The following is a 15,266-nucleotide window of genomic DNA, read 5'->3' on the forward strand; positions in this document are numbered from 1 at the left end:
ATGTGGTTAGTTGTTACCATTGCGGTTTTTCTTATCGCTCGCCAAATCGCAATCAAAGTGAACAATCCTCTAGCAAACCCTTTGCTGATCAGTATCGCAGTGCTCATTCCTTTGTTTACTTACTTAAATGTGCCATTTGAAAAGTATTATGCGGATAACGAAGGAATTAGCTTTTTGCTTCAACCTGCTGTAGTTGCTCTGGCTTATCCACTATATGAACAACTACCACAAATTAAAGCAAACTGGCGAATCATCACTTTCGCTTGCACAGTAGGCAGTGTGATGTCGATGATGACAACCACCTTGATCGCAGTCGCTTTCAAAGCAGATATCAGTTTAATCGCAAGTCTAGTGGGTAAATCCGTCACTACGCCAATAGCAATGGAAATTTCGAGTCACCTCGGTGGTGAAGCTGCCGTTGCGGCGATCTTGGTTCTGATTGTTGGTTTATTGGGCGCGATTTTGGCATACCCAATTTACAACTTAATTGGAATTAAACACCCGATTGCACGTGGTCTGACAATGGGTACAGTCTCTCATGCCTTAGGCACCGCTACTTGTGCAGAGAAACAGCCCATAGATGCCGCGTTCTCATCACTCGCATTGGTTTTATGTGGGATCATAACTTCTATTTTGGCTCCAAGTTTTTTTGCTTTGGCGGTCTGGCTATATCAATAGTTAAGCGCTCTCGGTCTGCCCTCCTTCCGGCAGGCCGTAGCCTTTCCGTTTCTTACTTATCCCTTTTCAAAACCCTATCTTATCTATCAAACTCACCCAGTAATATCGTGAAGGGACTTGACTGAGATATACATTCATAGCATTAGCATTCTAGCTGCTACCACTCGCTCTAGATTACGTAAGTATAAAGTAGCATAGCGGTAAAAGTCGCGTTGGTAACATACTCCTGCTCCTTGGTCATATGAATATATACTGATATGGTTAATTGTGAGACGGAGATAACGCTTCACACCTGTGCAATCGAATACATGTGTGAGCTCACTCTAATTATGTAACAGAATTATCAATTGCATTATTTATCGTGATCTAACGCACGGAACATTTCTATCTTTCACATAGAATAACTGTCCATGCAATAACAAGGATTCAACATGAAAAGTCGCATTGAACAGGCGCTAGCAGGCGCTCCAGAAGCACTTTCCAAACAACTTGCTCCTATCATCCAAGCTGATGATTTTGATGCTACGCTTTCAGTTCAACAATTTGAGCAGTTGCTTTCAGCTACCGGTCTATCAGACAAAGAGCTTCGTGTTGCGCTACTTCCTTTTGCCGCAGCGTACTCCTATGCTCCCCTTTCTGACTTTTATGTCGGCGCTATCGTTCGTGGTCTTTCAGGTCGCCTTTACTTCGGTGCCAACATGGAATTCTTTGGTGTACAGTTGGGTCAAACGGTTCACGCAGAGCAGTCTGCGATTAGCCATGCTTGGATGAAAGGCGAACGTGGTGTTAAGGATATCACTATCAACTTCAGCCCATGTGGTCACTGCCGCCAGTTCATGAATGAGTTATCTACCGCAAACGAGCTTAAAATCCAGCTCCCAGAACGCGAAGAAAAGTCACTTCATGAATACCTGCCTGAAGCCTTTGGACCAAACGATCTCGGTATCGAGTCCGGCTTAATGGCAGAAGTTAAACACCAATTCTCATGTGATGATGAAGACGCACTCATCCAAAGTGCAGTTGAAGCGATGAACATGAGCCACTCTCCATACACCAACAACTTGAGTGGTTTAGCATTAGAGATGACTAGCGGCCGTGTATTCCAAGGCGCTTATGCAGAAAATGCAGCGTTTAATCCTAGCTTGCCACCGCTACAAGTTGCGCTAATCCAAGTTTTACTTGCGGGTGAAACCTTTGACAGCATCAAAGCCGCTGCATTGGTAGAAAACTCTGAAGGTAAGATCAGTCACTTAGCCGATACGCAATCAACGTTGGAAGCGTTGAATCCAGATATTCCGCTTAGTTTTGTCAACGTATAAACGACAAATTCAACAAAAAGCTCTACAACATGTAGAGCTTTTTTATTACCTAAAAACCAAAAGCAAACGTTTGCTTTGTCATGAAACTTGAGTATGATCTCCTGCAATTTCTGTCTCATCACTCTATTTTGTAAGGGAACACTATGTTTGGCACTGCAACTAGCGCAAATGCTACCCGTGTATTACTTTTAGGCTCTGGCGAACTCGGTAAAGAAGTCGCCATTGAATGCCAGAGACTTGGTTTAGAAGTGATTGCTTGTGATCGCTATGCCAATGCTCCAGCGATGCAAGTCGCTCACCGTAGTTATGTTATCGACAGGTTAGATGGGAACGCCTTAGAAGAAGTTATTACGAAGGAACAACCTACTTACGTCGTACCAGAAATTGAAGCCATCGCAACCGGCAAACTGGTAGAGCTTGAAGAGAAAGGACTGAATGTTGTTCCAACCGCTAAGGCAACCAGGCTAACAATGAATCGTGAAGGTATCCGACGTTTGGCAGCAGAAGAACTGGAATTGACGACTTCACCTTATCGTTTTGCAGATAACTTTGAAGACTTCAAAGCCGCGGTTGAGCATGTGGGTATTCCGTGCGTGGTGAAGCCTGTGATGAGCTCTTCAGGTAAAGGGCAAAGTGTTATCAAGACCGAAGACGACGTTACAAAAGCATGGGATTACGCTCAGGAAGGCGGGCGTACGGGTGCAGGTCGCGTTATCGTGGAAGGTTTTATCGACTTCGATTACGAAATCACTTTATTGACCATCAGAGCCGTTGACGGTGTGCATTTCTGTGCTCCAATTGGTCATCGTCAGGAAGATGGCGACTACCGCGAATCATGGCAACCGCAAACTATGTCAGAAAACGCAGTAAAAGCAGCTGAATACACGGCTGAGAAAGTGGTAAACGCGCTCGGTGGCTACGGCATCTTTGGTGTAGAGCTATTTGTTAAAGGCGATAAAGTCATTTTCAATGAGGTCTCTCCTCGCCCTCACGATACGGGTATGGTTACAATGATTTCACAGGAAATGTCTGAGTTTGCTCTCCACGTGCGCGCGTTTACCGGAATGCCAATTAATAATATTGTGCAATATGGCCCATCTGCGTCTGCTGTTATTCTTGGACAAGGAACTTCCACAAACATTCGCTTTGAAAACCTAAGCAAAGCTTTAGCTCAACCTCAAACACAAGTTCGTCTATTCGGTAAGCCAGAAATCGATGGCCGCCGCCGTTTAGGTGTTGTCTTTACGCGACGAAAAACCACCGAAGAAGCCGTTCAAGATGCTGTTGAAAGTGCTTCAAAAGTGAATATCATTTATTAAATACGAACCACTCATACAAAAATAGCGCAGCTCAAATTGCTGCGCTATTTCGTGTTCCAAACCGAAGAGAGCCTATTCACTCTCGATTAAGTACACTTCTTCAGAGAAGCGACTTAAGCCTTTTTTCGCAATTTTAGGATGATTTTCGTCAGCTTCATCTACGTTCAAACAAGTAACTTTGTAACCTGAAAATAACTGCTCTATCTCTTCGACCGGCACGCTAAATGGAGGCCCCGCCATCTCTTCTTGAGGATAGTTGAGTGTAACAAGCAAAATACGACCGCCTGGGTTCAGCAGTTGCTTGAGACGCCCTACATACTCCTCTCGCATATCTTGCGGTAAAGCAACCAACGCGGCGCGATCATAAATGATATCGGCTTGAGATACTGGTGCAGTGAAAAAGTCCCCAGTATAAATAGAGAGCTCATCAAATTGATAAAGCTCGTGCATGCCATTAAGAGGCGTTACCGTTGGCGTGTAAAAATGTTCAGCAAAAAAGGCACGCACAGCAATATGGCTTAGCTCAACACCTTCAACCGAATCATGCTTCATCGCTAGCCAAATCAAGTCTTCTGACTTTCCACATAAAGGAACTAACACTTTATCTTCACGCTTTGGATTAGTGTGTTTCCAATATACTGGTAATAGCGGGTTTACATCTTCCAAGTGAAATCCGATCTGATTGCTGGCCCATTTGTTATGCCAAAATTCTTGGTCTCTCATTTTACTTTCTACTTGTCGGCTGTTTTCATTTTGAGAGGTAAGACTAACGTTTTTTTTCAATTTGTCTATGCCGTTCATCTTTGGTTAATACTGCGGTGATAGGATGTAATCGGTCTCATAGGAGACGCGCCTTTATCTGATAATCAGAATAAAGAAAAGAGAAATGGTGATCTAACGCACGATTCTACTTCAAGATAAAACTGAAACCTTGGAATCTTTCGTAATGGCCCCATTTATAAGTTAGTACCTGATTTGCCGAACTTAGCGACCTTTATGTTCCCTATTTTCTAAGTACAAGCAAGTTAAGGAGAGTGAATGAGCTTATTTCTTCGTACTACAGCATTGATGCTTTTGGTACTTAGCCGTGCACCGGCATTTGCCGCACTTCCAATTACCCCTGCGCCTAGTGGCGAACAAAATCGTTCAACCAGCCAAAACGAAGTTTGTTCGAAACTTTTTAAACACAGCCTTAGCGGTTTATATGGCATTCAGTCAATCGACACCACACCAACTCAGCCATATTCTGACTTCGACATCCTTTACAGCAAAGCTCACCAAGCACAATTTGAACTTGAAACTATCTGTAAGAGTACCGCACTTCTTAATGACGCTCAGCCATACTTCGCAGGCGTGAAATCCAAACAACGAGCAGAAGAAAAGATAGCTTTAGAGTTAGATGGGAAAGTTGAACGTATTACTGACCTAGCACGTGCAACGATTGTAGCTGAAGACGTCGCGAGCTTAGTCTCCATTTATGAAACGTTAGAGCGTGAAACAACGATTGTGAAAGTAAAAAATCGATTCAAAAAACCTGGCCCTTCAGGATATAGAGACTTGAACTTGCTCGTTCGTTTACCAAAAACAAACCTAGTAGCCGAAGTTCAACTGCACTTGAAAGCAATCGCAGATGTAAAAAGCGGTCCCGAACACGACCTATACGAAAAAATCCAGAAACTAGAACGTCAAGCGATGTTGGAAAAACGTGAGCTAAGCGAAATAGAGCTTGCCTCTATTCGCAACATGCGTACACAGTCTAAGAACTTGTACCAACAAGCATGGCAACCATACTTAACAACGCATCTAGAAGCGGCGTAACCGATATCATTAAGCGTCTCTCATAAACAGAAAAACCACCGCATTGCGGTGGTTTTCATTTGTATGCACACGAATTTTACGCAAAAAAAGACCACGCCTTAGCGTGATCCATTTATTCGGCTTACTGTACTTTCTTCAGGTTTTCTACACGAGCTTTTAACTTCTGACCCGGGCGAAAAGTCACTACACGTCGAGCAGTAATTGGAATATCTTCACCAGTTTTCGGGTTACGACCAGGTCGTTCATTCTTGTCACGAAGATCAAAGTTACCAAAACCTGACAGTTTTACCTGTTCGCCACTTTCCAGTGCCTTACGAATCTCTTCAAAGAACACTTCCACCGTTTCCTTGGCGTCCCGCTTACTAAATCCTAATTTATCAAACAGGTTTTCTGCCAGTTCGGCTTTTGTGAGCGCCATAAAACTTTCCTCAAAGCTATGTTAAACAATGCTACGTTAGTGTAGCGCCAGAGCAGTTTTACCCTACCAATTCAACAACATATCGGGGTTACATCAGGAAGTGTATGACAAGCTTATGATTTTCGCCAACTTTTTTCTTGGCGAACAAAAGGAATAGCACTACGTAAATTATTGTTAAACGCCAGAAATTTGATATTTTTGTTTTTGTTTCATCTTTATCAGGAAAAACATCCAGATTATAAAACTAAAAGTAGTTTAAATATCAACATTAAACACTATTTAATAAAAATATCAGATATTGGTTATTTAACAGACACTTGACATAGAACTTGTCGTAAATTCAGTGATTTGTATGTAACTCGATACGTAACAATTAGATTAAAAGGTATGACCACCTGTACTTTGCAACTGTGCTTAGAAAGCTTGATTAAACCCACGCTTCTCGCTGTTTAACGATGACGCCATATATAAAGATTGATAATGTGGAAGTTCGTGTATTTCCTCATTAGCTTCTTACACTGCTTCTAGGCGACCATGATTAATCAAATCATAAATATTCTTTTCCCTGTTTTTGCTCTTGTCGGAGTTGGCTATTTGGTCGGTCGTTACATCAAGCCTGACTTTCGCCCAATAAACCGCATTAATATTGAGGTATTTACGCCAGCACTGGTATTTTCGTCACTCGTTAGCATGCCGCTCGATTCAAATCAGGGGCCGCTTCTTTTGGCGGCAATTGTCGCGGTTTTAATTCCCGCACTACTCATGATCCCGGTATGTCGATGGACGTCACTCTCGTTTAAAACCTGGGCGCCACCACATATGTTTCGCAATAGCGGAAATCTAGCTATTCCTTTGTTTACCTATACGTTTGGAGAAATTGCGCTGTCGTCAGCAGTGCTTTTATTTGTCGTGTCAGCATGCTTGCATATCAGCTTAGGCGTAATGCTGCTTAGTCATGGCAACCCTTTTAAGCAAATAGTCAAGATGCCAATCTTTTTAGCAGCGTCGTTGGCTCTGTTTCTCAACGTGTCAAATGTGGGTGCATGGGCGCCTTTATACGAAGCCACGGCTCTACTTGGGCAAGCGGCCGTACCCGTGATGCTTTTATCTCTGGGGGCACAAATGTGTCATTTAAGGTTGGACGGTTTAAAGATTGGTGTGTTGTGTACCGTGCAGTCACTGGCAACTGGTGCTGTCGCTTTTGCACTTATTTATTGGTTAATTCCCCTTCCAACGATGCAATTACAAATGATGGTGCTCTTCACAATGCTGCCGCCAGCCGTCATGAATTACCTATTTGCGGAAAGGCTGAATATAGAACCCATGAAAGTGGCGTCAATGGTACTATTTGGCAACTTTTTCAGCATTCTTACGCTACCTCTTCTGCTTAGCTATACCCTCTCACTCGCTGCCTAACCGCCAACAAGCTATCGTTAGCGTGTATTAGCTGAAAAACAATACGTTCCTAATCTCGGGTAAGGGCCATCCCTAGTTTGGTCTAGTATTTTAAAGTAATGAGGGATGGTGCGAGCAGTAAGGAACTTGAACAACGATAAGGTAATCCTAAAAATAAAAAACCCTGCCAAACTGGCAGGGTTTTCATTTCTTAAGAAGATACGTTACGCGAGATTAGTCACGCAGAGACGCACCAAACTTCTCAGAAACGTGAGCAACGATAGCGTCAACCGCACCAGCGATATCAGCATCTTCAAGCGTACGCTCAAGTGACTGTAGAGTCAGAGCGATTGCTAGGCTCTTCTTACCATCTTCAACGCCTTTACCTACGTAAACGTCGAACAGTTTCGCATCTTTAAGGAACTCGCCACCTTGCTCTAGACAAGCGTTAACGATGTCACCAGATGCAACAGCTTCATCCACTACTACCGCGATATCACGACGGTTTGAAGGGAATTTAGAAAGTGCTACCGCTTCTGGGATCACTTTGCTGTTGATTGCAGACCATTCGATTTCGAATACGATAGTACGACCGTTTAGACCGAACTTACGCTCAAGCTCAGGGTGAACGGTACCGATCACGCCTACTTCTTTGCCGTCTACGATGATTGCCGCAGATTGACCTGGGTGAAGAGCTGGATTAGCTTTTTTGCTTTCAGGTGACAGTGCAGCGAAAGAGTACGCTTTTTCGTTCGCAGATAGCTCTAGAATCGCTTCTAGATCGCCCTTAAGGTCGAAGAAATCAACCGTGTTAGTTTCGATATCCCAATGTTCTTCACCGCGAGTACCAGCAATAACACCTGCAAGCATAGGCTCTTGACGCATGCCGTTTTCTGCAGATTCACATGGGATGAAACGTAGGCCATATTCGAATAGACGAACGCGTGGCTGTTGACGCTTTTGGTTGTGAACAACCGTGTTCAGCAGACCTTGGATAAGACCAAGACGCATTGCTGACATGTCTGCAGAAATTGGGTTTGGAAGCACTAGAGGCTCAACACCAGGTACAACTAGCTTTTGTTGCTCGGGCTCAACGAAGCTGTATGTAATTGCTTCGTGGTAACCACGATCAACAAGAAGATCACGAACGCGTTTCAGTGGAAGATCCGCTTCAACGTGGTTGTGCATCTTAAGTGCTGCTGCTGGGTGTTGGTTAGGAATGTTGTCATAACCGTAGATACGGCCAACTTCTTCAATCAGGTCTTGCTCGATAGCGATATCGAAACGCCATGTTGGCGCTACTGCCATCCAACCTTCTTCTGAAGCTTCAACAGTCAAACCTAGACGCTCTAGGATTTCTACTACGTCGCTATCTGCAATGTGGTGACCTAGCAGGTTGTCTAGCTTAGTACGACGTAGAGCAACTTTGTTTGGCTTAGGTAAGTCTGCTTCAGACTCTACTGCAACAACAGGTGCTACTTCACCGCCACAAATTTCAACAAGAAGCTGTGTTGCACGCTCCATTGCGCTCACTTGTAGTGCGTAATCCACACCACGCTCAAAACGCATTGAAGAGTCAGTGTGCAGACCGTAGCTGCGTGCGCGACCACGGATGTGGTCAGGTGCAAAGAATGCACACTCTAGTAGAACGTCTTTAGTCTCAGTTGTTACACCAGACTCTTCACCACCAAAGATACCTGCGATTGCAAGTGCTTTGTTATGGTCAGCAACTACTAGTGTATCTGCGTTTAGTTCTGCTTCGTTGCCGTCAAGAAGCGTTAGCTTCTCACCTTGCTCAGCCATACGAACTACGATGCCACCTTCGATCTTCGCTAGATCGAATGCGTGCATTGGTTGGCCTTGCTCTAGAAGAACGTAGTTAGTGATGTCTACTACAGGGTCGATAGAGCGAATACCACAACGACGCAGTTTCTCTTGCATCCATAGTGGTGTTTCAGCTTGAACGTTTACGTTCTTAATAACACGACCTAGGTAACGAGGACACGCAGCAGGAGCTTTCACTTCGATAGACACTTTATCGTCGATTGAAGGGGCAACTGCTTCTACTAATGGCTCTGTCACGTCAGCACGGTTTAGTACGCCAACTTCACGAGCTAGACCACGAATGCTGAAACAGTCTGCGCGGTTTGCCGTTAGGTCTACGTCTACTGTTACGTCGTCTAGACCTAGGAATTCACGGAAATCGGTACCGACTACTGCGTCTTCTGCTAGTTCCATGATACCGTCTGACTCAACGTCGATACCTAGTTCAGTGAATGAACAAAGCATGCCGTGAGATGGCTGGCCACGTAGTTTCGCTTTTTTGATTTTGAAATCACCTGGAAGAACAGCACCAACTGTTGCTACTGCTACTTTCAGACCTTGGCGACAGTTAGGTGCGCCACAAACAATGTCTAGAAGCTCTTCTTCACCCACGTCAACTTTAGTTACGCGCAGTTTGTCTGCATCTGGGTGTTGACCACATTCAACAACGTGACCGACTTTAACGCCAGTAAAAGAACCTGCAACAGGAAGAACGTCGTCTACCTCTAGACCGGCCATTGTAATTTGGTGAGTTAGCTCGTCAGTAGTAACCGCAGGGTTTACCCACTCACGAAGCCATGATTCGCTGAATTTCATGTTGATGAACCCTCTGGATTACTTGAACTGTTTTAGGAAACGAAGATCGTTCTCGAAGAACGCACGTAGGTCGTTCACGCCGTAACGAAGCATTGTTAGACGCTCAACACCCATACCGAATGCGAAACCAGAGTATTTTTCAGGATCGATACCTACGCTACGTAGCACGTTCGGGTGAACCATACCGCAGCCTAGTACTTCTAACCATTTACCGTTTTTGCCTTTCACGTCTACTTCAGCTGAAGGCTCAGTGAATGGGAAGTAAGATGGACGGAAACGTACTTCTACTTCTTCTTCGAAGAAGTTACATAGGAAATCGTGCAGGATGCCTTTCAGCTGAGCAAAGTTTACGTTCTCATCAACCAGCATGCCTTCCACTTGGTGGAACATTGGCGTGTGCGTTTGGTCGTAGTCGTTACGGTATACACGGCCTGGTGCGATGAAACGGAATGGTGGTTTACCATTTTCCATCGTACGGATCTGTACGCCTGACGTATGAGTACGAAGCATCAAGTCTGGGTTGAAGAAGAAAGTATCGTGGTCAGTACGCGCTGGGTGATCAGCTGCGATGTTTAGCGCATCGAAGTTGTGGAATGCATCTTCGATCTCTGGTCCAGCCTCGGTGTTAAAACCAAGTTCGCCAAAGAACTTCTCAATACGCTCTACAGTACGAGTTACTGGGTGTAAACCACCGTTTTCAATACGACGACCTGGTAGTGTTACGTCGATTGTTTCTGCTGCTAGTTTTGCTTCAAGCTCAGCACGTTGTAGTGCATCTTTACGAGCTGCGATAGCTTGCTGAACTACGCCTTTCGCTTTATTGATCTCTTGACCAGCTTCACGGCGTTCTTCTGGTGGTAGTTTGCCTAGGCTTTGAAGTTGAGCAGTTAGCTCACCTTTTTTACCCAGATACTGAACACGCACTTCATCAAGTGCGACTAGCGATTCGGCAGCTTCAATTGCAGTGCTCGCGCTAGCAATGATCTCTTCTAGATGTTGCATCGTTTCCTCATCTACCTGTAGGTAGTGTCCATAAGGGAGTGATTGGTTTTTTGATAGCTGTACATAGTAGCCAAACCGGGCACCAATGCCAAATTGAATTACGAAAAGAAGAGGTTATTGAATAAAAAGAGCACAAAAACGTCAAAAATGTCATCTTTAGTTAATCTGCCGTTTAGTTGTGCCCTTTTGTTTTAGAAATAGTATTGAATAGATAGCTCGATAAAATCGTCATCTCTAGCGAAGTAGAGCAAATCATTTGGTGTTTCATTTTTAAACAACCAAGCATCAATTTGCCACTTAACGTGATTCGATATTCGGCTCGATGCTTCTAACTTAGCATTGTAAACATTAGCGTTATCTAAATCCTTCGTGATTCCCATCAATACTTCCGTTCCGTCCTCATCATTGAGCGCCCAACGAATACCTGCAAACACATCATTTTGACCGATAGTTTGTGCGTTGTTCCCACGACTGTCATAGAGGTACTCACCAATAACTCCCACATCCCAAACCGTGTCAAATGCACCGACGAAGGTATACTCAAAACCCGTCACAAGACCGACATGATTATCAGCGCTATCTCGATAAACACTTTCTAGTTTCCATAACCAATCGCCAACAATTCCTTGCACATCCAGACCGACATGACTCATCAGAGCGTAGTAAGGCTTTAATTCTCCGTACTCTAAACGAAAGTAAGGATCCCGGTTTGTTCCATATAAATAGCTTAGGCCTACGTCCCAATCGCCAAGCATTTTCGAATATCGAAAAGCCACATCTACGTGCTTCTCTTCTCTGCTTGATTCATAGATAGCATCATCAGAGACAACGGGTTCGGTTCGCAAGCGGCCTTCTGTACCCGCAAACGTTCGTTCCCTAAAGTAAGGTAACAACATTGCGTGGACGGTGCCCCAGTCTTTGAAAGAGGTAAAATGTAACATCGGCTGACCGAGTTTATCTTCACCATCGACGGCTTCAATGGCATCTGTTTGGTTTACTACATCAACTAAATGGGCTGATTCAGTCACTCCCCAAAAGACCTTACTAATCCCAACTCGAAGCTCATAATCATCCCAATAAGTCAGATAAAGTGCCTCTCGTATGTCGCCATGACTTCGCTCATCGTCTAGACCATCCAGACGATAGAAAGGTGTGAAAGTAAAGTTTGCATCACCATTTTGCATCTCCCAGTAAAATTCTGGCTGCAAAACCAATGACGTTTGCGCTTTGCTCTGACCCTGAGAGCCCGTTTTAAAAAACTGACGATGCTCAATATTGACTTGTCCTGCGAGCTCGACGGCAGTCAGAGGCATCGAGTAAAAAAAGGCTGCTGCACTAAGCAACAACCCAGCATTTAATCGCTTCATTTTTCCTCCACTACCTCACTCGCTTCAACACATTCTTATGAAAGTCATTGTCTTGTAATCCAGTGTTAAAACGCATTTCGCTAGTCGTTAGCTCAGTACTTTTTCCTGTTTGATGGTTTGTCATCGCCATAGTGTGCGCTCGCCAATATTGGTTGAGATATTGCTTGTAATCGGAAAAAGAAAGCGTTTTTAACAAAGAGCCTTTGCGGTCGTAAAACTCAACTTTAAGTGGACGATAATGCGCTTTATCTAACCACACCGTTTGCTTGGTATAACCTGAGTTCTTATCGGTCGGAATTTGCTCTACAACGAAAGCATCTTGCCCGTTTATGCTGTCATCTTTTAGGTAGTTGAAACGGTATTTTTCAATCTCAAAGGAACTGAGATCCTCATACGCGAATTCACTGCCCATAAAAGGACCTGATTTGTTACGCGAGGAAATACGTTTCACACGTTTCAGTGCAGGAAGGTAAAGCCATTGGTCATCGGCACCCACCGTATGAGAATGGTTGAGAAACGCGGTGCCTTTTACATCTCTCGGTTCATCAAATATCGTGAGCCCTTTGTCACCATCGTCATCAACTTCGAGTGATTGTAAGCGCATTAAACGTGTGCTGCTTTCTCCTTGCGCGTTTCGCAGAATCATTTGCATCGTAGCAACAGAATCCCCCCACCCTTCATCACGGGCTTTGCGCTCTTGGGCAATTTCTAGTCCTTTGGCTTCATCCGCCAACACCGCATGACTCATAATAAGCGAGACAGAAAGTACTGATACTTTTACGGCATTTTTTACTAAATTCATGTTCAATCCTTTTATTTCGTTATGACTGAGTAACAGTCTTGGTTTGAGAGTCAATTGATTTAAGCTTATTTCGGCGCTCCACCTCGTCGTAAACGCCTTTGTCAAACAACATCAGTAGAGTCGGTAGGAAGATGAAATCCACAACAAGGGCAATAAAGATGACAATGGCACTCAGCTGTCCCATATCGGCATTTAAACGGAAGCTCGACATCGCCAGAACAGAGAAACCAGCAACAAGCACGACCGTCGTAATCCAGAGTGCGCGCCCCACGGTACGAAAGGCGTAGCGAACCGCTTGCTCCGCACTGTGGCCATCTTTACGAGCGTGTTGATATTTAGAAAGAAAGTGAACGGCGTCATCGACAACAACACCAAGCGTTAATGTCACAACGACAGACAATCCCAAGTTAATCTCGCCAGAAACCAGCGCCCAAATACCAAAACCAATAAGCGCAGGAGCAATATTCGGGACAAGACTAATTAAGCCAAGCTTGAACGAACGCAAGGCAAAGATCAGTAATGCAGAGATTAAGACAAGAGTAATGGGCAAGGTTGACAGCATGCTGGCCATATTCGTTTCACCAATATGCGCAAACATCAATGAAGGACTAGACGCAACAACATCATATTGAGGCGCGTTTTCGTTAAACCATTGGTAAATGCGATTTTCCAAATCAACAAGCTCGACGCTGCCCAAGTTCTCCACGGTGAGAACCATCTTGATCGACGACTTATCTACATTGATTTGGTTGTTCAAATCTAAACCATACGGTAGTGACATTTCATAAAGCAGCAGATATTGAGCCGCTAATTCTCTGTCTTGAGGGAGCGAGTAATAAGCCTGATCATCTCCATGCATGTTCTTGTTTAGGCGCTTATAAACATCGCTCAAGGTCGCAACATGGTCCGTTTCTGGCTGCAACCTTAGCCAGTCAGTAAATTTACCCACGGAATTGAGAAAATTAGGATCGGCAATGCCCTGCGATTCGTTGGTTTTTATCGCGATACTGATGTTCGCCATGCCACTGATTCGATCTTCCATAAAATCAGCCGCTCGGCGAAATTCATTGCTATGGCCAAAGTACTCGACGGATTCATCATTGACTTTATTCAGTGGAATCAAGCTCGCACTCGCGACAATAACAAGCACCGACAACGGCAATAAAGCATGTCGCTTTGACACCACGAAATCTCCTAAATGATCCATAAAGTGCTTTCTTTCATCAGAAGTATCCGACTTCACCGCAACCGGAAGGATATTAAGCAAGGCGGGAAGTAACGTGATGGAAAGGAAACAAGCAACCATGACGCCAAGGGCTGATAGGTTGCCGAAATCTCTCAGGATTGGAGAATCCGACATATTCATCATTAAAAAGCCGATCGCGGTGGTAATGGAGGTAATCAAGATAGGCATGAAATTGAGCGCAATACTTCGCTCAATAGAGTGGGCTTTACTAAAGCCGTTTTGCATAGACTGACGCATTGTCGCGATGATGTGTACACAGTCTGCGACGGCAAGCGTCATCACCAAGGTAGGCACATTAACGGTCGCCGTGCTTAAGAACATACCAGCCCATCCTGACAAGCCCATTGTCACCATAACCGTGCCGATAATAACGATGAGCGTCGCGATGACGCTAAGCAATGAGCGCAACATGATGGTCAGAAACACCAATATCACTAGTAACATAGTAGGCACTAATGTTGCGCTATCATCTTGGGCTGCGGTCATAAACGCGTAGTTCATTGCAATAATACCAGCCTTGTGGAATTCCGTGTCTGGGTACACTTGCTGATAACGCTCAATCATTCCGTTTATGTAAGCAACCACCTCTTGTACTTCAGCAGTTTTATCTATTTCAGGGAGTTGGACCGTAATGTTTACGACCGTGACATCTCCTTTTTCAGAAATCAGTGAACTTTTCAAAACCGGCTCACTCAACGCAATACTTTTGACTTTCTCTATTCGTTGAGGTGTCAATTCATATTCGCTATACAGTAAATCTTCGACAAGAAGATCATCTTCAAACGCTTCGGTATGCTGGTAGTTGGCGAGGGAATCAACGCGGGTGGAGTATGGAACTTGCCACGCCTCGTCAGTGATCTGCTGAATAAGAGATAATGTGCTAGGAGTAAAAACAGTGCCGCTCTTTGGCGCTATAACCAAAGCAAGACCGTCAGATTTTGCAAAGGTGGTTTGAATTTCATCAAACGCAAGTAACTGCTCATTTGTTCCATCAAAGAAGATGTCGTAATCTCCTCTAAAGTAAAGATTTTTTCCTCCAATAGTTGCTATGACAATCAATAAAACGGTAGCAAGCATCACCAATACACTGTAATTCGTTGGTAGCTTACCCCACCCTGAACGGGCGTATTGTTGAACGTTGTGATGTGGCATCACACTCTCCTTTTGTGACGTTTCGTCAAATTTAAAAACTAAAAAAACAGCAAATGCTGTAAATAACCAGACAAACTCGACATGCAAACTTTAGATCGAATGAATTTGGC

At 44.3% G+C, this 15,266-nt stretch carries 12 protein-coding genes; 5 read left to right on the forward strand and 7 right to left on the reverse strand.

What is annotated here, in order from left to right; genetic code table 11:
• From R7070_RS18790 to purT, 3 genes are all read left to right on the forward strand, one after another.
• Nucleotides 1-678: an LrgB family protein gene (locus R7070_RS18790; protein ID WP_318141274.1), complete on the forward strand. Its 678-nt coding sequence runs from the start codon at nt 1-3 to the stop codon at nt 676-678.
• 431 nt (nt 679-1,109) lie between these two features.
• A complete protein-coding gene (cdd, locus tag R7070_RS18795; RefSeq protein WP_005377892.1) occupies nt 1,110-1,997 on the forward strand; it encodes a cytidine deaminase in 888 nt (295 codons plus the stop codon).
• 143 nt (nt 1,998-2,140) lie between these two features.
• The gene (purT, locus tag R7070_RS18800; RefSeq protein ID WP_318141275.1) at nt 2,141-3,316 is read left to right on the forward strand and encodes a formate-dependent phosphoribosylglycinamide formyltransferase; all 1,176 of its coding nucleotides are present in this window, start codon (nt 2,141-2,143) and stop codon (nt 3,314-3,316) included.
• Nucleotides 3,317-3,388: 72 nt separating this feature from the next.
• On the opposite strand, the gene R7070_RS18805 is transcribed toward purT, so the two are convergent.
• Complete coding sequence (locus tag R7070_RS18805) at nt 3,389-4,039, reverse strand: thiopurine S-methyltransferase (protein ID WP_213973290.1); 651 nt, start codon at nt 4,037-4,039, stop codon at nt 3,389-3,391.
• Between the two features lie 315 nt (nt 4,040-4,354).
• Here R7070_RS18805 and R7070_RS18810 point away from each other — a divergent pair, with 315 nt between their 5' ends.
• Complete coding sequence (locus R7070_RS18810) at nt 4,355-5,134, forward strand: phosphoribosylglycinamide formyltransferase (protein ID WP_025766820.1); 780 nt, start codon at nt 4,355-4,357, stop codon at nt 5,132-5,134.
• A gap of 121 nt (nt 5,135-5,255) precedes the next feature.
• Here R7070_RS18810 and ihfA read toward each other — a convergent pair whose 3' ends face one another.
• A complete protein-coding gene (ihfA, locus tag R7070_RS18815) occupies nt 5,256-5,552 on the reverse strand; it encodes an integration host factor subunit alpha (RefSeq protein ID WP_005377899.1) in 297 nt (98 codons plus the stop codon).
• Nucleotides 5,553-6,086: 534 nt separating this feature from the next.
• Here ihfA and R7070_RS18820 point away from each other — a divergent pair.
• A complete protein-coding gene (locus R7070_RS18820) occupies nt 6,087-6,968 on the forward strand; it encodes an AEC family transporter (RefSeq protein WP_005377901.1) in 882 nt (293 codons plus the stop codon).
• Nucleotides 6,969-7,181: 213 nt separating this feature from the next.
• Here R7070_RS18820 and pheT read toward each other — a convergent pair whose 3' ends face one another.
• The 5 genes from pheT to R7070_RS18845 form a co-directional block, all read right to left on the reverse strand.
• The gene (gene pheT, locus R7070_RS18825; RefSeq protein ID WP_225472800.1) at nt 7,182-9,587 is read right to left on the reverse strand and encodes a phenylalanine--tRNA ligase subunit beta; all 2,406 of its coding nucleotides are present in this window, start codon (nt 9,585-9,587) and stop codon (nt 7,182-7,184) included.
• An 18-nt stretch (nt 9,588-9,605) separates the two neighbouring features.
• Nucleotides 9,606-10,589, reverse strand: a complete 984-nt coding sequence (gene pheS / locus R7070_RS18830) for a phenylalanine--tRNA ligase subunit alpha (RefSeq protein ID WP_005385470.1) — start codon at nt 10,587-10,589, stop codon at nt 9,606-9,608.
• Nucleotides 10,590-10,780: 191 nt separating this feature from the next.
• A complete protein-coding gene (locus tag R7070_RS18835) occupies nt 10,781-11,956 on the reverse strand; it encodes a hypothetical protein (protein WP_086046656.1) in 1,176 nt (391 codons plus the stop codon).
• A gap of 10 nt (nt 11,957-11,966) precedes the next feature.
• Nucleotides 11,967-12,758 carry an outer membrane lipoprotein-sorting protein gene (locus R7070_RS18840; RefSeq protein WP_238854746.1) on the reverse strand — a complete coding sequence of 264 codons (792 nt, stop codon included), beginning with the start codon at nt 12,756-12,758 and terminating at the stop codon, nt 11,967-11,969.
• A gap of 19 nt (nt 12,759-12,777) precedes the next feature.
• Nucleotides 12,778-15,156 carry an efflux RND transporter permease subunit gene (locus tag R7070_RS18845; RefSeq protein WP_318141276.1) on the reverse strand — a complete coding sequence of 793 codons (2,379 nt, stop codon included), beginning with the start codon at nt 15,154-15,156 and terminating at the stop codon, nt 12,778-12,780.
• Between the last annotated feature and the right edge of the window lie 110 nt (nt 15,157-15,266).

The sequence above is a fragment of the Vibrio sp. 1557 genome (genome assembly GCF_033340175.1).
GTDB lineage: Bacteria > Pseudomonadota > Gammaproteobacteria > Enterobacterales > Vibrionaceae > Vibrio > Vibrio alginolyticus.